Raw genomic sequence first — 26,644 nt, forward strand, 5'->3', positions numbered from 1 at the left:
AACGAGTGCCAGCTCCCGATGAGCCGTCCTTGGCATCTGATGGAGGCGCTAAGTTAGCGGTTGGAAGGCGAGGGGCAACTGACCGGGATCAAGGTTGCGTGTGCTGGGCGAAATCGGGGGAGGCAGAAACGCGAATCCCGCCACGGGGGCGGGATTCGTTACAGCCGAGGGCACCCTGGGAAGGTGCGCAGGCTCAGGCCGGGAACAGCTCGGAGAGCTTCATCGACAGCATCATGTCGCCTTCGACACGCAGTTTGCCGCCCATGAACGCTTGCATGCCGTCGGTTTCACCGCTGACGATGCCCTTGAGGGTTTCGCTGTCCATCACCAGCGTGCAGTTGGCGTCGGCATTCTCGCCTTCCTGCAATTCACAGGTACCGTCCTTGACGATCAGGGCGTACTGCTTGTCTTCGTCGGTGATGTTGAAACCGAATACCAGGTCCAGGCCGGCAGCGGCAGCTGGGTTGAATTTTTCTTTCATCTTTTGTACGGCGTCGACTACGGAGGTCATGGTTTCGATCCTTATCGGGTTGATACAGCAAGGGTCTACGATTAATTCGGCCTCAACGGTAGGTGATGAGGTCCGGGGTCTTCAGCAGTTGCAGATGAGCATGGCTGTTGAAGGAAGCCAGGGCCACGTCGCGCCCCCTGAATTTCAGGTGGTTGAGCGAGGTGTTGACGATTTGCCAGTTCAGTTCGAAGGCCTGTCGGGCCGGTATCCGGGTGATCAGGTGGAGCAGGGCGGTAATTGTGCCGCCGGACGTGAACACGGCGATCTTGTGGCTGTTGTCGGCCTGTTCCAGGATGCGCTGCAGGCCGGCCTGGACCCGCTCGACGAAACCCAGCCAGCTCTCCAGCCCGGGCGGGTCGTACTGGCCGCTGAGCCAACGCTCGACCACCAGCGCGAAGATGCGCTGGAATTCGGCGCGGTTCTGCGCCGCATTGCGCAGGATGTACAGGGCCTCGGGTTCCTGGGGCAGCATGTCCGGCAGCAGGGCTCGGATCACGGCGTCGGCATCGAATTCGTTGAACGCGGAGTCGGTTTCCACCTCGGGAACCGGCAGCCCGGCGGCGGACATCTGGCCCAGGGCGCCGGTGGCGGTATCCTGCTGCCGACGCAGGTCGCCCGAGAGGCAACGATCGAACACGACACCCAGCTCCGCCAGGTGGTTACCCAGCATCTGTGCCTGGCGGACGCCATTGGGTGAAAGGACATCGTAGTCGTCCGCACCAAAGGAGGCCTGGCCATGTCGAATCAGATAGATACTGCCCACGTCCGCGTCATCCCGGTACGTTGAAGGTTTGGCGAGGTTATGAGGATGGCGGTGAGCTGTCAATGAAAAAACATACGCTTGTTTGAAATGTCCGTTACAGCCTTGTCCTGCCTGGTCCGGGCTTAAGGTAACCACAGGTTTCCCGGCTGGTAGCGACGCAGGCGCATGGGTATGCTGGGAGCGTTTAATGTCCGCCCTCGAGCGGCGAGTCGAGAATCAATTAGGAGTGATCGTGGAGTTCTTTATCGAATACGCCGGCTTTCTGGCCAAGACCGTGACGCTGGTCATCGCCATCCTGGTGGTGCTGGCCAGTTTTGCTGCCCTGCGCAGCAAGGGGCGGCGCAAGTCGGCCGGCCAGTTGCAGGTGAGCAAACTCAACGATTTCTACAAGGGGCTTCGCGAGCGCCTGGAACAGACACTGCTGGACAAGGATCAGCTCAAGGCCCTGCGCAAGCGCGAAGGCAAGGCTGAGAAAGCGCAGAAGAAACAGAAGGAAAAACCGACGGCCAAGCCCCGGGTGTTCGTGCTGGACTTCGACGGCGACATCAAGGCATCGGCCACCGAGAGCCTGCGTCATGAAATCACCGCGCTGTTGACCCTGGCAACGCCGAAGGACGAAGTGGTGCTGCGCCTGGAAAGCGGTGGCGGCATGGTGCACAGCTATGGACTGGCCTCGTCGCAACTGGTGCGGATCCGTCAGGCCGGCGTACCGCTGACCGTGTGCATCGACAAAGTCGCGGCCAGTGGCGGGTACATGATGGCCTGCATCGGCGAGAAGATCATCAGCGCACCTTTCGCCATCCTCGGCTCCATCGGCGTCGTGGCCCAGTTGCCGAACGTCAACCGCCTGCTGAAGAAGCATGACATCGACTTCGAAGTCCTGACCGCCGGCGAGTACAAGCGTACGCTGACGGTGTTCGGCGAAAATACCGAGAAGGGCCGGGAGAAATTCCAGCAGGACCTGGACATCACCCACGACTTGTTCAAGAGCTTCGTGTCCAACTACCGCCCGCAACTGGCCATTGATGAAGTGGCGACCGGCGAGGTCTGGCTGGGTGTCGCCGCGCTCGGCAAACATCTGGTGGACGAGTTGAAGACCAGCGACGAATACCTGGCCGAACGCGCCAAGAGCGCCGAGCTGTACCACCTGCACTATGCCGAACGCAAAAGCCTGCAGGAGCGCGTCGGCATGGCTGCCAGCGGCTCAGTGGACCGTGTTCTGTTGAGCTGGTGGAGCCGGTTGACCCAGCAGCGGTTCTGGTAACTCTGCTCTCAATCCCTGTGGGAGCGAGCCTGCTCGCGATAGCAGTCTGTCAGTCACTGCAGCATCGACTGAATCACCGCCATCGCGAGCAGGCTCGCTCCCACAGGGGCTTTGGTGGTTGCCGGAAAATGAAAAAGCCCTGAGCCGGAATATCCGGGTCAGGGCTTTTTTATGCAACGGGCTCAGCGGCGACGAAACAGCGGCAGCGGTTCGTCAGTGGCGGCCTGGTAGGTCACCGAGAAGTCCTTGAGGCTTTCGAGGGCTTCGTAGGGGTCCTTGTCGGCGCGCAGGGCGAACGCGTCGAAACCGCAGCGGCGCATGTAGAACAGCTGGTCGCGCAGCACATCGCCAATGGCCCGCAGTTCGCCCTTGAAGCCGTAGCGATCACGCAGCAGGCGGGCGTTGGAGTAGCTGCGGCCGTCGGTGAAGGCCGGGAAGTTCAGGGCGATGACCTGGAGCTGATTGGCGTCGTCGCCGATCTCTTCCGCTTCTTCGTCGGCATCCAGCCACACGCCCAGGCCGCCATCGCGGGCCTTGAGGGCACGGGAATGATCACGCCACAGGGCCAGGGGGACGATCAGGTCGTCGCAGTTGGAAATACCATCGAGGGTCGCGTCCTTCGGCAGCAGGTGCCAGGTTTCGTCGATGACCTCGTTGTTCTTAATGATTCGCTGCATAGACGCGTTCCTTGAAGAGGTCGATGCCGATACGTTGGTAAGTGTCGATGAAACGCTCGTCTTCGGTACGTTGTTCGATGTACACGTCGATCAGCTTCTCGATCACGTCTGGCATATCGTCCTGGGCAAACGAAGGCCCGAGGATCTTGCCCAGGCTGGCGTCGCGGCTGCCGCTGCCACCCAGGGAGACCTGGTAGAACTCTTCGCCTTTCTTGTCCACGCCCAGGATGCCGATGTGGCCGACGTGGTGGTGACCGCAGGCGTTCATGCAACCGGAAATGTTCAGGTCCAGTTCGCCGATGTCGAACAGGTAGTCCAGATCGTCGAAACGGCGCTGGATCGATTCGGCGATCGGGATCGACTTGGCGTTGGCCAGGGAGCAGAAATCGCCGCCCGGGCAGCAGATCATGTCGGTCAGCAGGCCAATGTTCGGTGTGGCGAAACCCTGCTCGCGCAACTCGCCCCACAGGGTGAACAACTGGCTCTGTTCGACGTCGGCCAGGATGATGTTCTGCTCGTGGGACGTGCGCAGCTGACCGAAGCTGTAGCGGTCGGCCAGATCGGCCACGGCGTCCAGCTGCTTGTCGGTGATGTCGCCCGGCGCAACGCCGGTCGGCTTCAGGGACAAGGTGACCGCGATGTAGCCAGGCTTCTTGTGGGTCAGGGTGTTGCGGCTGCGCCAACGGGCGAAGCCCGGATGTTCCTTGTCGAGTGCTGCGAAGTCCTGGTTGTCCAAGGCCTTGTATTGCGGGTCGACGAAGTGTTTGGCCACGCGGTGGACTTCAGCTTCGGTCAGGGTGGTCTGACCGCCACGCAGGTGAACCATTTCGGCTTCGACCTTCTCGGCGAACACTTCAGGTGTCAGGGCCTTGACCAGGATCTTGATCCGCGCCTTGTACTTGTTGTCGCGACGGCCATAGCGGTTGTACACCCGCAGGATGGCGTCGAGGTAGCTCAGCAGGTCCTGCCAGGGCAGGAACTCATTGATGAATGCACCCACCACCGGCGTGCGACCGAGGCCACCGCCCACCAGCACGCGGAAGCCCAGCTCGCCCGCAGCGTTGTAGACCGCCTCCAGGCCGATGTCGTGGACTTCGATGGCGGCGCGGTCCGAGGTCGAGCCGTTGATGGCAATCTTGAACTTGCGCGGCAGGTAGGCGAATTCCGGGTGGAACGTGGTCCACTGACGGACGATCTCGCACCATGGACGTGGGTCGATCAACTCATCGGCCGCGACACCGGCGAACTGGTCGGTGGTGACGTTGCGCAGGCAGTTGCCGCTGGTCTGGATCGCGTGCATTTGCACGGTGGCCAGCTCAGCCAGGATCTCGGGGACATCTTCCAGGGCCGGCCAGTTGTACTGGACGTTCTGCCGCGTACTGATGTGGGCGTAGCCCTTGTCGTAGTCGCGGGCAATCTGGGCCAGCTTGCGCACCTGGCGTGCGGTCAGTTGGCCGTAAGGCACCGCCACCCGCAGCATCGGGGCGAAACGCTGGATGTACAGGCCGTTCTGCAGGCGCAGAGGGCGGAATTCTTCTTCGCTCAGCTCGCCTGCCAGATAGCGTCGGGTCTGATCACGGAACTGCTTGACGCGGTCCTCGATGATCCGCTGATCGTACTCGTCATATACGTACATATAAGTCTCGGTCTCAGGCTTGGGCCGATCAGAAACAGCTGCGTATTGGCTCGCTGGAATCGGGTTCTGCCTCGGCAATTCTGCGCGCACGGCCGCGCACTCCTAAAGGAGCCGGTGCACGATACCTGTTTTGAGTTATGCGCAAAAGTGATGTTTGAGTATATGTAAAGAACCAAATGACCTAATGGGGTCTATCGGCATGGAACCCACATTTGTCGTATGGGCAATCATCGTCTTAACTGTGGTCGAGTCCCTATGCAATCACCTAAAAAACCGACAAGAGGCGATGCAATGAGCAATCCGACCAAAGCAAGGAAAAGCGACAGCACTGTTGATGCCTGGGCCATTCTGTTCCTGATAATCCTGGTGGTAGGCACGGCGGTGTTCTGGGTCAGTCATCAGTAATCGGTCGTCCAACGCAATAAAAACCTGCCGGACCAGGCCTGTGAGAGCAGGCCTGTGGGAGCAAAGCTTGCTCGCGATGAACGATGACGCGGTCTCGACCGTGTCGTTTGCGTCGCGAGCAAGCTTTGCTCCCACAGGCTAGTTCCCACAGGAGGTTGATGTGCAGACCCTTGCTATAGCCCCGCCAGATGCACCACCAGCTTGACGATGCCAAACAGCGTCAGGGCGAAGATCACCGTGAACGCGATCCCCAGGATCACGAAGTGACTTGGTTTGCCGTGGGTGAAGTCACGGGCGCGGTTCTTGCCGCTCTGCACGCCGAAGGCGGCGGCCAGTACGCTGTGCATCATCTGCAGCAGGGTTGGCGGCTTGTTGTCGACTGGATCGTCCATAAATCCCTCGTCTGCCATGGGTATGGGACAAGCATAGACAACCCGTGAAAAAAAGGATCACGGCCGTTGCCGACCGTGATCCTTCACTCAGTTGTCGTAGCCCAGGTTCGGCGCCAGCCAGCGCTCGGTCACGCTCAGCTCCTGGCCCTTGCGACCGGTGTAGCTCTGGACCTGGTCCTTGTCGATCTTGCCCACGGCGAAGTATTGCGCCTGGGGATGAGCGAAGTACCAGCCACTGACCGCCGCCGCCGGGAACATGGCGTAGTGCTCGGTGAGGAACACGCCGCTGCGGCCGGCCTTCAGTTCGCTGGCCTCGGGATCAAGCAGGCGGAACAGGGTGGCTTTCTCGGTGTGATCCGGGCATGCAGGGTAACCGGGGGCAGGGCGGATGCCGGTGTACTGCTCCTTGATCAGCGCCTCGTTGTCCAGGCTTTCGTCTTTGGCATAACCCCAATGTTCCTTGCGCACCTGCTGGTGCAGCCACTCGGCGCAGGCTTCGGCCAGGCGGTCGGCCAGGGCCTTGACCATGATCGAGTTGTAGTCGTCGCCAGCTTCCTGGTAGGCCTTCGCCACTTCTTCGGCACCGATGCCTGCGGTGGTGATGAAGCCGCCGACGTAGTCGGTCACGCCGCTGTCCTTCGGCGCAACGAAGTCGGCCAGGGAGAAGTTCGGCTTGCCGTCGGTCTTGATGATCTGCTGGCGCAGGTGATGCAGGCGGGCCAGTGGCTTGCCGTCGTCGCCGTAGACTTCCAGGTCGTCGTCATGCACCTGGTTGGCCGGCCAGAAACCGAACACTGCGCGGGCACTGATGAGTTTCTCATCGATCAGCTTGCGCAGCATGGCCTGGGCGTCAGCGTACAGGGCGGTGGCGGCTTCGCCGACCACTTCATCGGTGAGGATGCGCGGGAACTTGCCGGCCAGGTCCCAGGAAATGAAGAACGGCGTCCAGTCGATGTATTCGGCCAGGACGTTCAAGTCGATGTCGTCCAGCACCCGGGCACCGGTGAACGTCGGCTTGACCGGCTGGTAGCTGCTCCAGTCGAACTGCGGCTTCTTGGCGACAGCGGCGGGGTAGCTCAGGCGTTCGGTACGGGCGCTGCGGTTGGCGGTGCGCTCACGAACCTCGATGTAGTCCTGACGGGTTTTTTCGACGAACGCCGGTTTCAGTTCCTTGGACAGCAATTGGGTTGCCACCCCGACGGCGCGGGAGGCGTCGGTGACATAGATCACCGCGTCATTGCTGTACTTGGGCTCGATCTTCACCGCCGTGTGGGCCTTGGACGTCGTCGCGCCACCGATCATCAGCGGCAGATGGAAATCCTGGCGCTGCATCTCGCGAGCCACGTGCACCATCTCATCCAGGGACGGGGTGATCAGGCCGGACAGGCCGATGATGTCGCATTTCTCCTCCTTGGCCACCTGCAGGATTTTTTCCGCTGGCACCATCACGCCCAGGTCGACGATGTCATAACCGTTGCAACCGAGCACCACGCCGACGATGTTCTTGCCGATGTCATGGACGTCGCCCTTGACCGTCGCCATCAGGATCTTGCCCTTGGCTTCCGGCTTGTCGCCTTTTTCCGCCTCGATGAACGGAATCAGGTGGGCCACGGCCTGCTTCATCACGCGGGCGGACTTGACCACCTGGGGCAGGAACATCTTGCCGGCGCCGAACAGGTCGCCAACGATGTTCATGCCGGCCATCAACGGACCTTCGATGACTTCGATAGGGCGGGCGAACGACAGGCGCGATTCCTCGGTGTCCTCGACGATGTGGGTGGTGATGCCCTTGACCAGTGCATGCTCCAGGCGCTTGTTGACGTCCCAGTTGCGCCACTCCTCGGTTTCCGCTTCCTTGGTGCTGCCGTCGCCCTTGTACTTGTCGGCAATGGCTAGCAGGGCGTCGGTGCCTTCCGGGGTGCGGTTGAGGATCACGTCTTCCACGGCGTCGCGCAGTTCCACCGGGATCTGGTCGTAGATCTCCAGCTGGCCGGCGTTGACGATACCCATGGTCAGGCCCGCGCGGATCGCATACAGCAGGAATACCGAGTGGATCGCCTCGCGCACCGGGTTGTTGCCCCGGAATGAGAACGACACGTTGGACACCCCGCCGGAGGTCAGCGCGTAGGGCAGCTCGTCGCGGACATAGGCACAGGCGTTGATGAAGTCCACGGCATAGTTGTTGTGTTCTTCGATACCGGTGGCGACAGCGAAGATGTTCGGGTCGAAGATGATGTCTTCCGGTGGGAAGCCCACTTCATTGACCAGGATGTCGTAGGAGCGCTTGCAGATTTCCTTCTTGCGCGCCTCGGTGTCGGCCTGGCCGGCTTCGTCGAACGCCATCACCACCACGGCGGCGCCGTAGCGCTTGCACAATTTGGCGTGATGGATGAATTGCTCGACGCCTTCTTTCATGCTGATGGAGTTGACGATGCCCTTGCCCTGGATGCACTTGAGGCCGGCTTCGATCACTTCCCATTTCGACGAGTCGATCATGATCGGCACGCGGGAGATGTCCGGTTCGCCGGCAATCAGATTGAGGAAGGTCACCATGGCCTTCTTCGAATCGAGCATGCCCTCGTCCATGTTGATGTCGATCACCTGGGCGCCGGCCTCGACCTGCTGCAGGGCCACCTCCAGGGCTTCGGTGTAGTTGTCTTCGCGGATCAGCCGGGCGAACTTGGCGGAACCGGTGATGTTGGTCCGCTCGCCGACGTTGACGAACAGCGAGCTTCGATCGATGGTGAACGGTTCCAGGCCCGACAGGCGACAAGCCCGGGGAATTTCCGGAATCGGTCGTGGCGCATAACCGGCCACTGCCTTGGCGATGGCTTCGATGTGCGCTGGCGTGGTGCCGCAGCAGCCGCCGACGATGTTCAGGAAGCCGCTCTGGGCGAACTCTTCGATGACCTTGGCGGTTTGCGCCGGCAGTTCGTCGTATTCACCGAATTCGTTGGGCAGGCCGGCGTTCGGGTGCGCCGAGACATGGGTGCTGGCCTTGTTCGACAGCTCTTCCAGGTACGGGCGCAGTTCGCTGGCACCCAGGGCACAGTTCAGGCCGACGGAAATCGGCTTGGCGTGGGCCACGGAGTTCCAGAAGGCTTCGGTGGTCTGGCCGGAGAGGGTGCGACCGGAGGCGTCGGTGATGGTGCCGGAAATCATGATCGGCAGCTCGACGCCCAGTTCTTCGTAGACCCCTTGCACGGCGAAGATCGCCGCCTTGGCGTTCAGGGTGTCGAAGATGGTTTCGATCAGGATCAGGTCGGCGCCGCCCTCGATCAGACCCTTGGTGGCCTCGGTGTAGTTCTCCACCAGTTCGTCGAAGGTCACGTTGCGGTAGCCGGGGTTGTTCACGTCTGGCGACAGCGAGCAGGTGCGGCTGGTCGGGCCAAGCACGCCGGCGACGAAGCGCGGCTTGTCCGGGGTCTCGAGGGTCTTGGCGTCGGCCACCTTGCGGGCCAGGCGCGCACCTTCCAGGTTCAGCTCATAGGCCAGGCCCTGCATGCCGTAGTCGGCCTGGGACACCTGGGTGGCGTTGAAGGTGTTGGTTTCGAGGATGTCGGCGCCGGCATCCAGGTAGGCTTTCTCGATGGAGCCGATCACGTCGGGACGGGTCAGCACCAGCAAATCGTTGTTGCCCTTGACGTCGCTCGGCCAGTCGGCGAAGCGCTTGCCGCGATAGTCCTGCTCCTCCAGCTTGTAGCTCTGGATCATCGTGCCCATGCCGCCGTCGAGGATCAGGATGCGTTCCTTGAGGGCTTGCTGGAGAAGATAAAGGCGAGCGCTGCGATCAGACATAGGACTACCTGGAAAAAAGACCATTACGAAGCCAGGAATCATAGCAAACCTGTGCCGGATTTGATCGTGGGTGGCTTTTGCATGAATTTCGCTCATGTTTGCAACCGGCTGCTGGCCCGGTAGAATCGCTGCTCTATCTCTTAGGGACCGAGACATGCCGTACCGCGTCTTATTCGGCAGTCTGTTGCTGCTGTTGTCTTTTGCCGCAGCCGCCAAGGATCCCGTGCCAGCGTTGTCCTACACCCGCGACATCCAGCCGATCTTCACCGAGAAGTGCGTGGCCTGCCACGCTTGCTACGACTCCGCTTGCCAGTTGAACCTGGGCAGCGGCGAAGGTGCGGCCCGGGGCGCGAGCAAAATGTCGGTGTATGACGGCGAGCGCCGCGAGGCCGCCGTCCCGACCCGCTTGTTCTATGACGCCTCCGGCCCGCAGGCCTGGCAGCGCAAGGGCTTTTATTCGGTGCTCGATGCCCAGGGCAGCCAGGCTGCGTTGATGGCGCAGATGCTGGCGCTGGGGCACGGCGCGCCGCTGCAGCCCAACGCCAAGCTGCCGGAAGAGATCGTGCTGGGTCTCGGGCGTGAAAACAGCTGCGCGATGCCGGGGCAATTCGATGGGTACGCCGCCGCGCACCCCAGAGAGGGTATGCCCATGGCGGTCACCGGCCTGACCGAGCAGCAATACCAGACCTTGCAGCGCTGGCTGGCCGCCGGCGCGCCCATCGACCAGCAAGCCCTGGCCCCAAGTTCCGCTGAAGCCTTGCAGGTGGTGCAATGGGAAAACCTGCTTAACGCCCCCGGCGCCCGGGAGAGCCTGGTGGCCCGCTGGTTGTTCGAGCACTGGTTCCTGGCGCACATCTATTTCAAGGACGGCGAGCCAGGGCATTTCTTCCAGTGGGTGCGTTCGCGCACGCCCAGTGGCCAGCCGATCGACCTGATCAACACCCGTCGCCCGAACGACGATCCCGGCACCCGCGTCTATTACCGGCTCTGGGCGGTGCAAGGGGTGATCGTGCACAAGACCCACATCACCTACGGGCTGAGTGCGGCCAAGATGGCGCGGATCAAGAGCCTGTTCTACAAGGGCAACTGGCAGGTCACGGCGTTGCCCGGCTACGGCCCGGAGCGCCGCTCGAATCCGTTCTCCACCTTTGAAGCGATCCCGGCCCAGGCCCGTTATCAATTCATGCTCGATAACGCCGAATATTTCGTGCGCACCTTTATCCGCGGCCCGGTGTGCCGGGGCCAGATCGCCACGGATGTGATCCGCGACAATTTCTGGGCGCTGTTCCAGGCCCCTGAGCACGACCTGTACATCACCGATCCGAACTATCGCGGCCAGGCCACGCCATTGCTGGCGATGCCGGGGCAGAACGACGATGTGGGCAGCGTTGTCAGCCTGTGGCTCGACTATCGGGACAAGCGCAACGCCTACGAGGCCCTGCGCCGGGACAATTACGCCGAGTTGCCGGCACCGAGCTGGTCGACGCTGTGGGCCGGTAACGACAATGCCTTGCTGAGTATTTTCCGGCACTTCGACAGCGCCTCGGTCACCAAGGGCCTGATCGGCGAAGTACCGCAGACGATGTGGCTGTTCGACTTCCCGTTGTTGGAGCGCACCTATTACCAACTGGCGGTGAATTTCGATGTGTTCGGCAACGTCTCCCATCAGGCCCAGACGCGGCTGTACTTCGACCTGATTCGCAATGGCGCGGAACAGAACTTCCTGCGCCTGATGCCGGCCGATTCCCGTGAAGGCTACCTCGACGACTGGTATCAGTCCGGCGGCAAATTCAAGATGTGGCTGGATTACGAGAGCATCGACAATGACAAGTCGACCGCTCTCAAGCTGGACGAACGCGACCCCAAGGGCGATTTCGCCCGGCAATTGCTGGTCCGCTATGGCGAGCTGAATGCGCGGCCCGATCCGATCAATCGCTGCGACGGCGCCTATTGCTCGCGCCCAAACATCGATCCGGCCTTGCAGAACGCTGAGCAGGCCCTCAGTCGCCTGGTGTCGCGCCCGGCGGCGGGGCTTCGGGTCATCGACCAGTTGCCGGAAGCGACGATGCTGCGCATCGAAACTTCCAACGGTCATCGCGAGATCTACAGCCTGCTGCGCAACCGCGCCCATAGTAATGTGGCGTTCCTGCTGGGCGAGGAGCGGCGCTATCAGCCGGGGCTGGACACCTTGACGGTTTATCCGGGCGTGCTCAGCAGCTACCCGAACTTCATGTTCAATATCCCGGCCGGACAAGTCCCGGCGTTCGTCGACGCCATGGAAAACGCCCAGGATGAGCAAGCTTTCGAGCGGATTGTCGAGCGTTGGGGGATTCGTCGCAGTCACCCGCAGTTCTGGCACTACTTCCATGACTTGAGCCGTTACATCGAGGAAACCGAGCCCCTGGAGGCCGGCGTGCTGGACATGAATCGCTACCAGAACCTCTGACCGGCATGTCCCGGCGGCGAAACCCGTGCCGCCGGCTGCTTTCCTGACAAAAATACTGGGACTTTGTCCGGCGCCCTGATTTGGCGTAAACTGCCGGCAAGCCTGCGAGGAGTTTCCATGACCGCCATTACGATTACCGATGCCGCCCACGATTACCTGGCCGACCTGCTGTCCAAGCAGAACACGCCGGGTATCGGGATCCGCATCTTCATCACCCAGCCCGGCACCCAGTACGCAGAGACGTGCATTGCCTACTGCAAGCCGGGGGAAGAAAAGCCCGAAGACACCGCGTTGGGGCTCAAGAGCTTCACCGCCTACATCGATTCGTTCAGCGAAGCGTTCCTGGACGATGCGGTCGTCGATTACGCCACCGACCGGATGGGCGGCCAACTGACCATCAAGGCGCCGAATGCCAAAGTGCCGATGGTCAACGCCGACAGCCCGATCAACGAGCGCATCAACTATTACCTGCAAACCGAAATCAACCCGGGGCTGGCCAGCCACGGCGGCCAGGTGTCGCTGATCGACGTGGTGGAAGACGGCATCGCCGTGCTCCAGTTCGGCGGCGGCTGCCAGGGCTGTGGTCAGGCTGACGTGACCCTGAAGGAAGGTATCGAGCGCACGCTGCTCGAGCGTATCCCGGAACTCAAGGGCGTGCGCGACGTGACCGACCATACGCAGAAAGAAAACGCTTACTACTGATCGTTGCAGCCTGGACTACCGCAATCGCGAGCAGGGCTCGCTCCCACAAGGATTGGGCTGAACGCTGAATTTGCGATCACCCAGAACTCTGTGGGAGCGAGCCCTGCTCGCGATTGCGGCGGTACATTCAACATCATTTCTGTCTGATCCACCGCTATCGCGAGCAGGCTCGCTCCCACAGACAATGGATATTGAGCGGTCAGGGTCTGTAGAGATGTGCATGCCCGGCGCGGTAGAGCGATGATTCGCTGAACACGTCGTTGCCCAGCACCCGTCCCACCAGAATCAGCGCCGTGCGGCGAAAGCCCTTGGCCTGCACTTTTGCGGCAATGTCGGCCAGCGTCCCCATCACCCAATCCTGATCCGGCCAGGTCGCCCGGTGAATCACGGCAATCGGGCAATCCGCGCCGTAGTGGGGCAGCAGCTCACCGACGATTTTTTCCAGATGATTGACCCCCAGGTGGATCGCCATGGTCGTTCCATGTTGCGCCAGGCTACCCAACTCTTCTCCGGCGGGCATCGCGGTCTTGTCCGCGTAGCGGGTGAGGATCACGCTCTGGGCGATGTCCGGCAAGGTCAGTTCGGCGCCCAGCAGGGCGGCGCAGGCTGAGGTCGCGGTCACGCCTGGAATGATTTCAAAGGGGATGTCCAGTTCCCGCAGGCAACGAATCTGCTCGCCGATGGCGCCGTACAGGCTCGGGTCGCCGGAATGCACCCTGGCGACGTCCTGGCCGTTGCGATGGGCTGCCTCCATCAGCGCGATGATCTGTTCCAGATGCAGTTCGGCGCTGTTGATCACCTGTTCGGCGCAATGGCCCTCGAGCACGGCGGCGGGCACCAGGGAGCCGGCATAAATGATCACCGCGCAGCTGCGCACGAGTCGCTGGCCCTTGACGGTGATCAATTCCGGATCGCCGGGGCCGGCGCCAATGAAGTAGACGGTCATGACCGGTTCCTGAAAAAAGAAGGGAGAGCGATGCCTGAATGAAGATCGCTCATGATCCATGGAGGGCGATTATCGGGTTTTACGACGCGACCGCCAATGCCAGTGTGGCCTGGGCGCACTTTTGGCGAGGAATACGCAAGGTGGCAGCGGTCTGCCCCAGTTGTTCGGCAAGGGCCAGTGCCGCGCTTTCGGCAACGCCGTAGCAACCCGTGCGCTCGAAAGCGATCTGCGAGCGGTGGCTGAGGCGTTCCCGATAGCCCGATAACTGGCCAGCATTGAAGAAGGTCAGCGGCAGGGCCAGTTGCCCCGCCAATGCCAGCAGGCCTGGTTCGTCACGCTTGAGATCGATACTGGCTAGGGCCCCCACCGCTTCAAGCGCGATGCCGTGGGTCAGCAATGCCTCATCCAGTAATGCGCGCAACACGCTGGCCGGGCAACCGCGCTGGCAGCCCAGGCCGACCACCAGCACCTGCCCGCTATTCATGCCTCGTGGTGAGCTTGACCGTCACGGCGGAACAGCCAGGCGCTGATCAGGCCGAGGGCCAGCCAGAACGCGACGTTGGTCAATTGCGAGGCGATCTTGAATTGGCTTTCAAGGGCTTCGGGCGCCAGCATCGAGTGGACCTCCGGCTGCGGTGCGCCGATGACATGGGGCACCAGCAAAGTCGCCACGCCCAGCAGTTTGAGCAGCCAATGCCTGCCGAACGCGATCAGGGCGATGCCCACGGCCGTGGACGCCGCGGTGCCGATCCACCACATTTGCCGTTGAGCCAGGTCGGCCGCGGCAGTGCCGGGCAGTTCCGGCGGCAGGCCAAGGGTTGGCGCGAGGACGAAGGTGGCATAACCGGCCAGGCCCCAGAGCAGGCCTTGGGAGGTGCGGGTAGGTGTACGCAAGGTGTACAGGCCCGCCAGCATCAGGGCGAAACCCACGGCGACCACCAGGTTGCCACCGGTGGTGGACAGCACGCGCTGCCAGCCATCTTCGGGTTCCCAGGCTCCGGCATCATGGTTGTGAGCGGCGCCGTCGGCATGCTGATGGGCCTCGACAGGGGCTTCGGCCGCAGGGGCTTTTTCATAGGTCTCGGCCTGCAGGATCAGCGGCGAAACCCATAGGCTTTGCAGGAGGGTCAGCAGCAGGGCGGCCAGCAAACCACTGAACCCAGCGGTTTGCGCGATACGCTTGATCATGTCGGCAGGTCTCAATGGCACGGGAAGGCGGCGCTGTGGCGGGTGTCGTGGGCCGCGTTGTGCACCGCCTCGATGTGGGAGAAACCGGCGAAATAGACCAGGCCAGCCCCCAGGATCGAGGCGAGGATTGCCGCGCTCAGGCGCTGGCTCAGGGTCGTGGTGCTGCTGGCGGTGCGGGCGGTGGTGCTGATGGTCGACATGGCGCTTCCCTCTGTTCTTGTCTTGGCCAGTGGGTACATCGAGCGCAATGAAACCTCGGGCCAAAGCCCGTCAGGATTCGAACAGCGCCCGCCCACCGCGGGTTTGTTGATATTTGAATTGCGGGCCGGTCTCCGGGCTCACGAGGGGCAGGGCCTTGGCCTTGCCTGCAAGCGTCACCTTCCCATGCCATGGGGCACAGTGGATCTGACGCTTCGCTCGCTTACCGTTGCGGGGGCAGCACCGGACTGACGTGGCCTTGAAGTAAAGCACACGATTCACCGGTTTCCCGTTTCACCCTGTGAAGGGCACCCGTAACAAATGGTCTGTGTAGCCACACAGACCATGCACAGGAGAGCATGGGGCGGGGTGGGGCGTCAATTGTCAGCAACTGGATCTGATGTGGGAACACCCTACCGTGGGAGCAAGGCTTGCTCGCGATCCAGACGACGCGGTGCTATGGAGCAAACCGCGTCATCGTTTGTCGCGGGCAAGCCTTGCTCCCACGGTATGAGTTGTCCTTGAGCCTGCTTGCAGACATTGACCCGCCCGCACACCCTGCGTAGCCTTGCGCCTTCGAGGTTCTTCGGTTTGCGCCGAAGCTAAGACGGGAACGCGGTCCAAGCCGCGGCTGCCCCCGCAACTGTGAACGGTGACGTTCCTGCCAGGCCACTGTGCATGCAGCACGGGAAGGCGCAGGAATTGCCAGGGCTTTCTATGAAAAGCCGGGATCGGCCCGCCGTCAGCCAGGAGACCTGCCTCGAGACAGATTCTCACTACAACCGGGCGGGGTGATCCGGTGACGAAATCTTCCGCGCACGCCTGTGCCTGCGGTTGTCGTCCCGTTTGCCCGCCACCTTGCCAAAGGGCATCCGATGAAAACACTGGCCAAACTTCCCGTCACTATCGTTACCGGTTTCCTCGGCTCGGGTAAGACCACGCTGCTGCGACACATGCTCGACAACGCCCAGGGCCGGCGTATCGCGGTCATCGTCAACGAGTTCGGCGAGCTGGGCATCGACGGTGAGATCCTCAAGCAGTGCTCCATCGGTTGCACCGAAGAAGAAGCCAGCGGCCGAGTCTATGAACTGGCCAACGGTTGCTTGTGCTGCACCGTGCAGGAGGAGTTCTTCCCGGTGATGCGCGAGCTGGTGGCCCGGCGCGGCGACCTCGACCATATCCTCATCGAAACGTCCGGCCTGGCCTTGCCCAAGCCGTTGGTCCAGGCCTTCCAGTGGCCGGAAATCCGCAGTGCCTGCACCGTCGATGCGGTGATCACCGTGGTCGACAGCCCGGCCGTGGCCGCTGGCACCTTCGCCGCCTTCCCCGATCAGGTCGATGCCCAGCGCAAGCTCGATCCGAACCTGGACCACGAGTCGCCGCTGCATGAACTGTTCGCCGATCAGTTGGCGAGCGCCGACCTGGTGATCCTCAACAAGGCCGACCTGATCAGCCCGGAAGACCTGGCGAAAGTCCGTCTTGAAGTGGCCGAAGAACTGCCACCGGCAGTCAAGGTCATCGAAGCCAGCAACGGTCGCCTGCCGCTGGAAGTGCTGATCGGCCTGGGTGCCGGTTCCGAAGAGCACATCGATAGCCGCCATAGTCATCACGATCACCATCATGACGGCGACGAGGATGATCACGATCATGACGCCTTCGACTCCATTTCCATCGAACTGCCCCAGGCTGACGAAAGCTTGCTGCTGGACGCGCTGACCCAGTTGGTGGTCCAGCACGGCGTGCTGCGGGTCAAGGGGTTCGCGGCGATCCCGAACAAGCCGATGCGCTTGCTGATCCAAGGCGTCGGCACGCGTTTCGACAAGCATTTCGACCGCCAATGGGGGGCCGACGAAGCCCGGGTGACGCGTTTGGTGTTGATCGGCCAGGCGCTGGATGCCGGGCTGCTTGAAGCGCAGTTGCGCGCCGCCCTCAGCGTCTAAGCCATGCACCTGCTCAGGACCCAGCCCGGCGGCTTCGTCTCGGATGACAACATCGCCGACCTGGGGCAAACCCCCGCCGAGCTGGTGATCCTGTGCAGCGGCGACTCCAGCCTGGCGCTGCTGGCCGAAGCGGCGCGCCAGTTGCCGGACGACTACCCGCAGTTTCGCCTCGCCAACCCGATGCAGGTGCAGAACCACGCCTCGGTGGACCTTTACGTCGAGGACGTGCTGCGTCACGCCAAGGTCATCCTGTTGTCGCTGCACGGCGGTATCGGCTACTGGCGCTACGGCATCGAGCGCTTGATGGAACTGGCTGGACGCGGGATGACGTTGATCCTGGTGCCGGGGGACGACCGTCCGGACCCGGAACTCAGCGACTTGAGCAACGTGCCCGCTGCCGACCGCGACCGGCTCTGGCAGTTTTTGCGCCAGGGTGGGTTGGGCAATGCCCTGGACCTGTTTCACAACCTCGGTAGTCAATGGTTCGGGCGCGATTACGCTTGGGCTGAACCGCAGACCCTGCCGCGCACGGCCATCTACCATCCGCAGAAAACCGGTGCCAGCCTCGACGACTGGCAAGCTGACTGGCAGGCCGATCAACCCGTGGCGGCGGTGCTGTTCTATCGTTCCCATCTGCAAGCGGCGAACACGGCGTTCATCGATGTGTTCTGCCAGCGGTTGCAAGTGGCCGGGCTCAATCCGTTACCGATAGCGGTGGCGAGCCTCAAGGAGCCTGGTTGCCTGGCGCAGGTCGAAGACTGGCTGGACGAGGTGGCGGCCGGAGTGATCCTCAACACCACCGGGTTCGCCCAGTCGAGTCCGGAGACGCCGTACTTGCGGCCGTTTCGTCGCAACATTCCGGTGATCCAGGCGATCTGCGCCCAGGACAATGAACCCGGTTGGCGGGCCAGCGAGCAGGGCCTCGGCCCGCGGGACCTGGCGATGCACATTGCCTTGCCGGAACTGGACGGGCGGATCATCAGCCGCCCCATCAGCTTCAAGGACATGGCCTGGCGCAGCGAGCGCAGTCAGAGCGATGTGGTCTGCTACCGGGCCGTGCCCGAGCGCATGGATTTCGTTGCGCAACTGGCCCGGCGCTGGACCGAACTGGCGCGCCTGCCCAATGGGCAGAAGCGCGTGGCGTTGATCCTCGCCAACTACCCGACCCGGGACGGACGCATCGGCAACGGCGTCGGCCTGGATACCCCGGCGGCGGCGTTGAACATCCTGCGGGCCATGCAGGACGAGGGCTATCCGCTGCCCGCCGAACTGCCTGCCAGTGGCACTGCGCTGATCCAGCAGTTGCTGGGCGGAGTCAGCAACGACCTGGACAGTCTCGACCTGCGGCCGTGTCATCAGAGCCTGGCGCTGGAGGCTTACCAGGCCATGTTCGACACGCTGCCCGAGGCCAATCGCCAGGCGGTGCTGGAGCGCTGGGGCGCGCCCGAGACGGACCCGATGTTCCGCGCCGGTCGCCTGATGATCGCCGGCCTGCGCCTGGGCCTGACGTTTGTCGGCATCCAACCGGCCCGGGGGTATCAGGTCGATCCGAGTGCGGTCTACCACGACCCGGACCTGGTGCCGCCCCATGGCTACCTGGCGTTCTATTTCTGGTTGCGCCATACCTATGGTGCCCATGGCGTGATCCACGTCGGCAAGCACGGCAACCTCGAATGGCTGCCGGGCAAAGGCGTCGGGTTGTCGGAAAGCTGCTGGCCGGACGCGCTGCTGGGACCGCTGCCGAATATCTATCCGTTCATCGTCAACGACCCAGGCGAGGGGGCCCAGGCCAAGCGGCGTACCCAGGCGGTGATCATCGATCACCTGATGCCGCCGCTGACCCGCGCCGAAACCTACGGGCCGCTGCGTAACCTGGAGTTGCTGGCCGACGAGTATTACGAAGCGCAATTGCTCGACCCGCGCCGTGCCCGGGAACTGCAGCGGGACATCCTGAACCTGGTGCGCGAAACCCATATCGATCGCGAGCTGCAATTGGACGCCGACGCGGACGCGGCGATCTGGCTGCCGCGCCTGGACACCTACCTGTGCGATCTGAAGGAGTCACAGATCCGTGATGGCCTGCATATTTTTGGCGAGTCGCCCAGCGGACGGTTGCGTATCGACACCTTGCTGGCGTTGCTGCGCATTCCCCGGGGCGATGGCAAAGGCGCGCAGTCGAGCCTGTTGCGGGCACTGTCGAAGGCGTTCGGGCTGGGCTTCGATCCGTTGGATTGCGCCTTGGCCGACCCGTGGGCTGGCGACTGTCCCGAGGCGTTGCGGCAGGTCAGCGATGAGCCCTGGCGCACCGCCGGCGATACCCGCGAGCGCCTGGAGCTGTTTGCGGCAAGCTTGATCGAGCAGGCCTTGGAAGGCAGGGTCGAGCAATTGGAAGCGCCGGGTTGGCAGGACGTGAGCAGCATCATCGAGAGCCTGCGGTCCGTCGTGGCCCCGCGCCTGGATGCCTGTGGCCCGGCGGAAATGCGCGGCCTGCTCGATGCCTTGAGCGGACGTTTCGTGCCGGCGGGCCCCAGCGGTGCGCCGAGTCGTGGGCGCCTGGACGTGTTGCCCACCGGACGCAACTTCTTCTCGGTGGACGTACGCAACCTGCCCACCACCACGGCGTGGCGCATCGGTTTCCAGTCGGCGAATCTGATTCTGGAGCGGCACTTGCAGGATCACGGCGATCACCTGCGCCAGCTCGGCCTGTCGGTGTGGGGCACCGCCACCATGCGCACCGGCGGCGATGACATCGCCCAGGCCATGGCGCTGATGGGTGTACGCCCGGTGTGGGCTACGGGCAGCCAACGGGTGGATGATTTCGAGATCCTGCCGCTGAGCCTGCTGGATCGGCCCCGGGTCGATGTGACGCTGCGGGTATCGGGGTTCTTCCGGGACGCCTTTGCCAACCTGATCCGGCTGTTCGATGCGGCGGTGCAGGCCGTTGCCGCCCTCGATGAGCCGGAAGACATGAACCCCTTGGCGGCCAAGGTGCGGAGCGAGCGGGAGGCCTTGTTGGCGTCGGGCCTCGAGCCGGACGCGGCTGCCCGGCAGGCTGGCTGGCGGATCTTCGGCGCCAAGCCCGGTGCTTATGGCGCGGGGGTGCAGGGCGCCATCGACGGTCGTCTGTGGCAGCGCCGCGAGGACTTGGCCGAGGTGTACCTGAACTGGGGCGGCTACGCCTACGGTGGCGCAGATGAAGGCACCGCTGCGCGGGATCAGTTTTCCCGGCGCTTGAGCCAGGTGCAGGCGGTGTTGCAGAACCAGGACAACCGCGAGCATGACCTGCTCGATTCCAACGATTACTACCAGTTCCAGGGCGGCATGCTGGCGGCGGTGGAAACCCTCGGTGGAACCACCGCGGCCAGCTACCACGGCGATCACAGCCAACCGGACTTGCCCCGGATCCGCACCCTCAAGGAAGAGCTCAACCGGGTCATCCGTTCCCGGGCGGCCAATCCGAAGTGGATCGACGGGGTCAAGCGTCACGGTTACAAGGGCGCGTTCGAACTGGCGGCGACGGTGGACAACCTGTTCGCTTTCGACGCCACGACGCAACTGATCGACGATCACCAGTACGCCTTGCTGGCCGATGCCTACCTGCTCGACCCGGACACCCGGGACTTCGTCCGCCAACACAACCCCGATGCCTTGCGGGACATGACCGAGCGCATGCTTGAGGCGCAGCAGCGGGGAATGTGGCAGGCGCCGGGGGCGTATCGCGAGGCGCTGGAGAATCTGTTGCTCGATATTGAAGAAGATGGTTGATTGCCTAATCAGCTGGCCATGCGCAGAACCTGTGGCGAGGTCGTCTGTAGGAGCAAGGCTTGCCCGCGATACAGGCGGTGCGGTCCTTCAGAAATCGAGGCGTCTTTTCGCGAGCAAGCTTTGCTCCCACAGTGCGGGGATAAATCCTCTTGGCACAGAGCTGTGTTCACACTGAACTTACCGACCACTCCCGAGAACTCACGATGACCGACACCCCCCATTTCCCGCTCTCCGCCGTGGTCGGCGCCGATGACCTGAAACTGGCGCTGTGCCTGGCCGCCATCGATCCGAAAATCGGCGGCGTGTTGATCGAAGGCCCCCGGGGCATGGCCAAGTCGACCCTGGCCAGGGGCCTGGCGGACCTGCTGGCCAGCGGGCAGTTCGTCACCTTGCCCCTGGGCACCACCGAGGAGCGCCTGGTGGGCACCCTCGATCTGGACGCCGCCCTGGGGCAAGGGCGTGCGCAGTTCTCTCTCGGTGTGCTGGCCAAGGCCGACGGAGGCGTGTTGTACGTCGATGAAGTGAACCTGTTGCCCGATCACCTGGTGGACTTGCTGCTGGACGTCGCCGCCAGTGGTACCAACCTGATCGAGCGCGACGGCATCTCCCATCGGCATTCGGCGCGGTTCGTGCTGATCGGCACCATGAACCCGGAAGAAGGCGAGTTGCGCCCGCAACTGCTCGACCGGTTTGGCCTGAACGTGGCCCTCGACGGTCACACCGCACCGGCCGAGCGTGGACAGATCATTCGGCGACGGCTGGATTTCGACAGTGATCCCGTGGCGTTTTGCGCGCAATGGGCATCGGCCCAGGGCCAACTGCGCGAGCGTTGCCAGAACGCTCGCGAGTGCTTGTCACAGATTCCCCTGGACGATCAGGCCTTGGCGCAGATCACCGAGCGCTGCTTTGCCGCCGGCGTCGATGGCTTGCGCGCGGACCTGGTCTGGTTGCGGGCCGCACGGGCCCATGCGGCCTGGCGCGGGGCGCCGGTTATCGCCGCCGAAGACATCGATGCGGTCGCCGAGTTTGCCTTGCGCCACCGTCGGCGTGGGCACTCAGCCCCGGCACCTTCACCGTCCCAGGCGCCCTCGGCTGGCGACCGAGCCGCCGAGCCGAGCGAAGGCCAGGGCCAGTGGGGCGATCTGCCGGCCCAGGCGCTACCGACCGGCGCCCGGCGTGACGTGCCGAGCTGGCCAAAAAAGCCCTAGGCATTCGCCCCCGTTCGGCCGCGGGGGCGAATGCCAGACCCCGTGCCGGGCTGTTGCAGCAGGGGCGTCAAGGCCGTAGCAAGGCGGCGGCCAGCGGCGTGGTGAATTGGCCGGGCACCTTGTTGAACGGTCGTCCGCGTTTGCGTGAGGACCTGCGTTGGCAGGCACGTCATCGCTCGCCCCATGAGCTCTGGCTGGTGATCGTCGATGCGTCGGCCTCGACCCGTCGTCATCGGGCCTTGAGCGATGGCAAGGGCCTGCTGGCGCAGCTGTTCGACGACGCCTACCGGCAACGTGCCCGGTTGGCGCTGCTGACGGCCAGCGGCAGTGTCCCGAACTGGCAAGTGCAGGGACTCAAGGCCTCGGTCGGGTTGCGCGACTGGCTCGACGGGCTGGGCGCCGGTGGCGGTACGCCGTTGCTGGCGGCGCTGCAGGAGGCCGGTCATTGGTTGGTCGCCCGGCGCAAACGCTACCCGGCGGAGCAGCAGAGGGTGTTGCTGATGACGGATGGGCGAGTGAAGGAGGGCTTGCCGCTGCCGTCGCTCGACTGCCCCTGCCTGTTGGTCGACATCGAGCGAGGCCCGATCCGCCTGGGTCGGGCCCGGCAGTTGGCGGAGCAGTTGGGGGCGGAGTATCGGCATATTGATGATGGGGTATCTGACTGATATCCGTTGGTTGGATGGGCCCCATCGCGAGCAGGCTCGCTCCCACATGGATGTGCTGTGAATCCATGATTGATCTACGCCACAACTCCCTGTGGGAGCGAGCCTGCTCGCGATAGCATCACCTCGGTCCCCAATCTACCCCAGTCGAATCCCTGATCTATGCTGAGGCAACTTCACAGGAGTGAACCATGCGCATACTCGTCACCAACCCCCAGGACGACTTCCGGGTCAAGGCCTATGCCGGCACCAATGGCGTGCTGCTCGCCATGGACCTGGCCGAACCGCGGCGCAAGGGCCTGCTGGGGTTTGCCATCGAGAAGCAGCAGGGCGACAAACCCTGGCTGGTCCTGTTCAACAGCCTGACGTTCCCCGACAAGGCTCACACCTTCCCCCAGTTCCACGCCACCCCCAGCGACAAGGCGCCTCTGCAGAAATTTCGCTGGGCCGATTACGCCGTCAATCCCGGTGTGACCATCCGCTACCGGGTGCATCTGGCCTACGGCAGTCCCGATGCGCCGCAATTGGGAGAGTCCCTGGAGGTCACGGTCACCAGCGATAACGGCCAACCGGCCAACCAGCGAGTGATCTTCAATCGTGCCGTGGCCGCCAGCCAGGCGTTCCAGCGCAAGTTTCCCGAGCTGGATGCGTTGATCAGTGCCAACCGGAACCTGTCCATCGACGATTGGCCCGATGCGCCGCGGCGCTGGCTGGAGAACGGCCTGCTGGGACGCCTGACCGGCTTCATCGACCGGGCATTGGATGCCACCTGGGCCCTGGATGTCGCCATCTACGAGTACGAACTGCCGGTGATCGTCGATGCGGTGAATGCCGCTTTCACCCGCGGCGCGCAGGTACGGGTGCTGTACCATGCCGAGCCGGGCGACGACACCACGCTGCGCAACGAGGCCAGCCTGGAAAAATTACCGGTGGCCAACAAGCGTGGGCGGGTGACCAAGAATATTTTCCACGACAAGTTCATCGTACTGAGCAAGGTTGATGGCGACGGTTCATTGCATCCCGAGGCTGTGCTATGTGGCAGCACCAACTTCACCGCCAACGGCGTCTACCGTCAGGCCAACGTCGTTCACGTGCTGGACGACCTACGGGTAAGTGACAGCTACCGCCAGGTGTTCGAGCAGATTTGGGCCGCGCCACAGGACGTCGATGCCACTCGCCAATGGCTGAACCGCAACAACCCCATGAACCCGGACGAACCGCTGTTCGTCGGCTTCTCGCCACGGACCGGAGAGGGCGACCTGGACCGCTTCGTCGACATCATCAAGGCCGCTCGCAAGGACCTGTTGTTCGTCACCGCCTTCGTCCTGCCCGACCGGATCCTCGACGCTTTGCTCGGCCAGCCCAACGACGACGTCCTGCGCTACGGCCTGCAAAACACCACCAGCCGCATCACCGGGTTCCATGCCGACCGCACCGCCGAATTCGCCGCCACCGCGCTGCTCAATACCGGGCTGGAAGGCTGGCTCAAGGAAAACATGAAAGGCCAGAAAGGCAACCTGCTGGTGCACACCAAAGCCATCGTTACCGACTTTACCAGCGATACGCCGACCATCATCAGTGGCAGCCATAACCTCAGTGACGCCGCCAGCGGCGATAACGATGAGAACTACCTGATCATCCAGGGTGACACCGACCTGGCCGACCGCTACGGGTTGGAGCTGCTGCGTTTCTACGAGCATTACCGCTTTCGTTATTTCGCCAGGAAGCTCGCGCTCAAACAGGTCAAGCCGCTGGCGGTGGATGACAGCTGGAGCGATGACTATTACCGCGACGGGGATCTGCGGATGTTGTCGAGGGTGAGGTTTTGCGGGCGCTAGGTGCAGGAAGTATGAGGTGCTAGCATAGGGCCATCTATCAGCCTGGAAGCTGCCATGAACCCTTGCTACGGAATGCCCGGTCTGCTTCGCGCCAGTGTCGCCGCTCTGTTGTTGATTTTCTGTGGGTCCACTGTTGCTGCCAATACACCGTGTTCCGGACGCAAGGGCGGGATCGCTGGATGTGACGGTGATACGTTCCTGTGCAACGACGGCTCAATCAGCGCGTCGAAAAAATCCTGCTCCGCTGTGCTGGGACTTCGCAACGAGGCCCGGCCGCAATCGTTGCTCAAACAGGCCGATGGCTGCCAATGCGGTAGCGGCAATTACTGCGTTGGCCCCCGAGGTGGGGTGTATTGCCTCACGCCTGGAGGCAGCAAAAGCTAGAAGCGCAAATAACCCCCTGTGGGAGCGAGCCTGCTCGCGAAGGCGGCATGACATCCACCATCAACTCAAGCTGACCCACCGCTATCGCGAGCAGGCTCGCTCCCACAGAGGGCATGCGGCACCGGTTTGGGGCCTTGCTACCCGTGCGTCGTAGCCAACGGTAGCAGTCTCGGGTTCACGTCCCAAGTCGTCCACGCGCGGCCGATTTCTCCATCTCCCTGATTCCATTCACTTTCCATTTTCCTCGCCCATGGGTCTCAAGCCTGTGGCACACTTTCTGCTGTCTATTCCGTTGTTACATACTATGTTCCGGTATAGCGGAATAAACCCATCCTGGAGTGCTTGCCATGCATCGCCGACCTTCCTTGTTTAAAGCGTGTGTTTTTCTCTTCGCGGCCACGACGGCTGCCATGGGTGTCGCTCAGGCGGCCGACAGCAAGCTGGACAGCGTGCTGCAACGGGGGAAATTGATCGTGGGCACGGGCAGCACCAACGCGCCGTGGCACTTCCAGGGAGCGGATGGCAAGTTGCAAGGGTTTGATATCGACATCGCACGGATGGTCGCCAAGGGGCTGTTCAACGATCCGACGAAAGTCGAGTTCGTGGTGCAGTCTTCCGATGCGCGGATTCCCAACCTGCTGACCGACAAGGTGGACATGAGCTGCCAGTTCATCACCGTGACCGCCAGCCGTGCCCAGCAAGTGGCCTTTACCTTGCCGTACTACCGCGAAGGCGTGGGCCTGTTGCTGCCGGCCAACAGCAAGTACAAGGAAATCGACGACCTCAAGGCCGCTGGAGACGGCGTCACCGTCGCGGTGTTGCAGAACGTCTACGCCGAAGAGTTGGTGCACCAGGCGCTGCCCAAGGCCAAGGTCGACCAGTACGACAGCGTCGACCTGATGTACCAGGCGGTGAACTCCGGTCGTGCCGACGCGGCAGCCACCGATCAGTCCTCGGTCAAGTACCTGATGGTGCAGAACCCTGGCCGCTATCGCAGCCCGGCGTATGCCTGGAGTCCGCAAACCTATGCCTGCGCGGTCAAGCGCGGCGACCAGGATTGGCTGAACTTCGTCAACACCACCTTGCATGAAGCCATGACCGGCGTCGAATTCCCCACCTATGCCGCGTCGTTCAAGCAGTGGTTTGGCGTCGACCTGCCGTCGCCGGCCATCGGTTTCCCCGTTGAGTTCAAATGACCCCGTGAGCCCGGGGCGCCCTGTGTGGGCGCCCCGTCGAAGGTACTGCCGACCATGAACTATCAGTTGAACTTTGCCGCCGTCTGGCGCGATTTCGACACCTTGCTGGCGGGGCTTGGCCTGGGGCTTGCCCTGGCGCTGGTGTCGATCGCCATCGGTTGCGTGATCGGCCTGGCCATGGCATTCGCGCTGCTCAGCAAGCACCGTGTCCTGCGCGTGCTGGCGTCGGTGTATGTCACGGTGATCCGCAATACGCCGATCCTGGTGCTGATCCTGTTGATCTACTTCGCCTTGCCGAGCCTTGGCATTCGCCTGGACAAACTGCCGTCGTTCGTCATTACCCTGTCGTTGTACGCCGGGGCCTACCTGACCGAAGTGTTCCGCGGTGGGTTGATGAGCATCCACAAGGGCCAGCGGGAAGCGGGCCTGGCGATTGGCCTGGGCGAGTGGCAAGTAAAAGCCTATGTCACCGTGCCGGTGATGCTGCGTAACGTGTTGCCGGCCTTGTCGAACAACTTCATTTCGCTGTTCAAGGACACCTCCCTGGCGGCGGCAATTGCCGTGCCGGAGCTGACCTATTACGCCCGCAAGATCAACGTGGAGAGCTACCGGGTGATCGAAACCTGGCTGGTGACCACGGCCCTGTATGTCGCGGCCTGTTATCTCATTGCCATGCTGCTGCGGTATTTCGAGCAGCGCCTGGCGATCCGCCGTTAGGAGCGTCC

21 protein-coding genes and 2 riboswitches are annotated in these 26,644 nt (G+C 62.8%); of the genes, 11 read left to right on the top strand and 10 right to left on the bottom strand.

The annotated features are described in order from the left end of the window. Positions 1-193: 193 nt before the first annotated feature. Positions 194-511 (bottom strand): SCP2 sterol-binding domain-containing protein, encoded by a 318-nt coding sequence (locus FGE05_RS04600; protein ID WP_139641940.1) that lies wholly within the window; start codon positions 509-511, stop codon positions 194-196. Positions 512-563: 52 nt separating this feature from the next. Further along, the gene (locus tag FGE05_RS04605) at positions 564-1,274 is read right to left on the bottom strand and encodes a histidine phosphatase family protein (protein WP_139641942.1); all 711 of its coding nucleotides are present in this window, start codon (positions 1,272-1,274) and stop codon (positions 564-566) included. A 232-nt stretch (positions 1,275-1,506) separates the two neighbouring features. Here FGE05_RS04605 and sohB point away from each other — a divergent pair, with 232 nt between their 5' ends. Then, complete coding sequence (sohB, locus tag FGE05_RS04610) at positions 1,507-2,538, top strand: protease SohB (RefSeq protein WP_139642504.1); 1,032 nt, start codon at positions 1,507-1,509, stop codon at positions 2,536-2,538. 182 nt (positions 2,539-2,720) lie between these two features. On the opposite strand, the gene FGE05_RS04615 is transcribed toward sohB, so the two are convergent. The 4 genes from FGE05_RS04615 to metH form a co-directional block, all read right to left on the bottom strand. Beyond that, positions 2,721-3,215 (bottom strand): DUF934 domain-containing protein, encoded by a 495-nt coding sequence (locus FGE05_RS04615; protein ID WP_139641944.1) that lies wholly within the window; start codon positions 3,213-3,215, stop codon positions 2,721-2,723. Continuing rightward, the gene (locus FGE05_RS04620; protein WP_139641946.1) at positions 3,199-4,851 is read right to left on the bottom strand and encodes a nitrite/sulfite reductase; all 1,653 of its coding nucleotides are present in this window, start codon (positions 4,849-4,851) and stop codon (positions 3,199-3,201) included. The genes FGE05_RS04615 and FGE05_RS04620 overlap by 17 nt, the downstream gene beginning before the upstream one ends. Before the next feature lie 578 nt (positions 4,852-5,429). Beyond that, complete coding sequence (locus FGE05_RS04625; protein ID WP_024781254.1) at positions 5,430-5,648, bottom strand: DUF2970 domain-containing protein; 219 nt, start codon at positions 5,646-5,648, stop codon at positions 5,430-5,432. 87 nt (positions 5,649-5,735) lie between these two features. After that, positions 5,736-9,446, bottom strand: coding sequence for a methionine synthase (gene metH, locus FGE05_RS04630; RefSeq protein ID WP_139641948.1), 3,711 nt, complete (start codon positions 9,444-9,446; stop codon positions 5,736-5,738). Between the two features lie 154 nt (positions 9,447-9,600). On the opposite strand from metH, the gene FGE05_RS04635 reads away from it, so the two are divergent. Together FGE05_RS04635 and nfuA are read left to right on the top strand one after the other, a co-directional pair. Continuing rightward, complete coding sequence (locus tag FGE05_RS04635) at positions 9,601-11,892, top strand: fatty acid cis/trans isomerase (RefSeq protein ID WP_139641950.1); 2,292 nt, start codon at positions 9,601-9,603, stop codon at positions 11,890-11,892. Between the two features lie 117 nt (positions 11,893-12,009). Beyond that, positions 12,010-12,594: a Fe-S biogenesis protein NfuA gene (nfuA, locus tag FGE05_RS04640; protein ID WP_024781251.1), complete on the top strand. Its 585-nt coding sequence runs from the start codon at positions 12,010-12,012 to the stop codon at positions 12,592-12,594. A 199-nt stretch (positions 12,595-12,793) separates the two neighbouring features. Here the strand turns inward: nfuA and cobM are convergent, their stop codons facing one another. The 4 genes from cobM to FGE05_RS04665 form a co-directional block, all read right to left on the bottom strand. Beyond that, the gene (cobM, locus tag FGE05_RS04650) at positions 12,794-13,540 is read right to left on the bottom strand and encodes a precorrin-4 C(11)-methyltransferase (RefSeq protein ID WP_139641954.1); all 747 of its coding nucleotides are present in this window, start codon (positions 13,538-13,540) and stop codon (positions 12,794-12,796) included. Positions 13,541-13,619: 79 nt separating this feature from the next. Further along, positions 13,620-14,024, bottom strand: a complete 405-nt coding sequence (locus tag FGE05_RS04655; protein ID WP_139641955.1) for a cobalamin biosynthesis protein — start codon at positions 14,022-14,024, stop codon at positions 13,620-13,622. Further along, complete coding sequence (locus FGE05_RS04660) at positions 14,021-14,728, bottom strand: CbtA family protein (RefSeq protein ID WP_139641956.1); 708 nt, start codon at positions 14,726-14,728, stop codon at positions 14,021-14,023. Before FGE05_RS04660 ends, FGE05_RS04655 begins: the two co-directional genes overlap by 4 nt. Before the next feature lie 11 nt (positions 14,729-14,739). After that, on the bottom strand, positions 14,740-14,928 hold the full coding sequence (locus FGE05_RS04665; protein WP_041022746.1) for a CbtB-domain containing protein: 189 nt from the start codon (positions 14,926-14,928) through the stop codon (positions 14,740-14,742). Between the two features lie 105 nt (positions 14,929-15,033). Then, a riboswitch (cobalamin riboswitch) is annotated at positions 15,034-15,257 on the bottom strand. Positions 15,258-15,488: 231 nt separating this feature from the next. Next, positions 15,489-15,704, top strand: a riboswitch (cobalamin riboswitch). 97 nt (positions 15,705-15,801) lie between these two features. Between FGE05_RS04665 and cobW the strand changes: the two genes are divergently transcribed. The 8 genes from cobW to FGE05_RS04710 all read left to right on the top strand — a co-directional run bounded on the left by cobW (position 15,802) and on the right by FGE05_RS04710 (position 26,636). Further along, on the top strand, positions 15,802-16,866 hold the full coding sequence (cobW, locus tag FGE05_RS04670) for a cobalamin biosynthesis protein CobW (RefSeq protein ID WP_139641958.1): 1,065 nt from the start codon (positions 15,802-15,804) through the stop codon (positions 16,864-16,866). A 3-nt stretch (positions 16,867-16,869) separates the two neighbouring features. Then, positions 16,870-20,631, top strand: a complete 3,762-nt coding sequence (gene cobN / locus FGE05_RS04675) for a cobaltochelatase subunit CobN (protein ID WP_139641960.1) — start codon at positions 16,870-16,872, stop codon at positions 20,629-20,631. Between the two features lie 203 nt (positions 20,632-20,834). Beyond that, positions 20,835-21,839 (top strand): ATP-binding protein, encoded by a 1,005-nt coding sequence (locus FGE05_RS04680; protein WP_139641962.1) that lies wholly within the window; start codon positions 20,835-20,837, stop codon positions 21,837-21,839. A gap of 53 nt (positions 21,840-21,892) precedes the next feature. Next, positions 21,893-22,504, top strand: a complete 612-nt coding sequence (locus FGE05_RS04685; protein WP_176562976.1) for a VWA domain-containing protein — start codon at positions 21,893-21,895, stop codon at positions 22,502-22,504. Between the two features lie 188 nt (positions 22,505-22,692). Next, positions 22,693-24,339, top strand: coding sequence for a phospholipase D-like domain-containing protein (locus FGE05_RS04690; protein WP_139641964.1), 1,647 nt, complete (start codon positions 22,693-22,695; stop codon positions 24,337-24,339). Between the two features lie 54 nt (positions 24,340-24,393). Then, positions 24,394-24,723, top strand: a complete 330-nt coding sequence (locus tag FGE05_RS30030) for a hypothetical protein (protein ID WP_139641966.1) — start codon at positions 24,394-24,396, stop codon at positions 24,721-24,723. Between the two features lie 347 nt (positions 24,724-25,070). Next, on the top strand, positions 25,071-25,919 hold the full coding sequence (locus FGE05_RS04705) for a transporter substrate-binding domain-containing protein (protein ID WP_024781241.1): 849 nt from the start codon (positions 25,071-25,073) through the stop codon (positions 25,917-25,919). Positions 25,920-25,973: 54 nt separating this feature from the next. Next, positions 25,974-26,636 carry an amino acid ABC transporter permease gene (locus tag FGE05_RS04710; RefSeq protein ID WP_053191591.1) on the top strand — a complete coding sequence of 221 codons (663 nt, stop codon included), beginning with the start codon at positions 25,974-25,976 and terminating at the stop codon, positions 26,634-26,636. Positions 26,637-26,644 lie beyond the last annotated feature (8 nt).

Origin of the sequence: Pseudomonas sp. ICMP22404 (assembly GCF_006227205.1) — a bacterium.
GTDB lineage: Bacteria > Pseudomonadota > Gammaproteobacteria > Pseudomonadales > Pseudomonadaceae > Aquipseudomonas.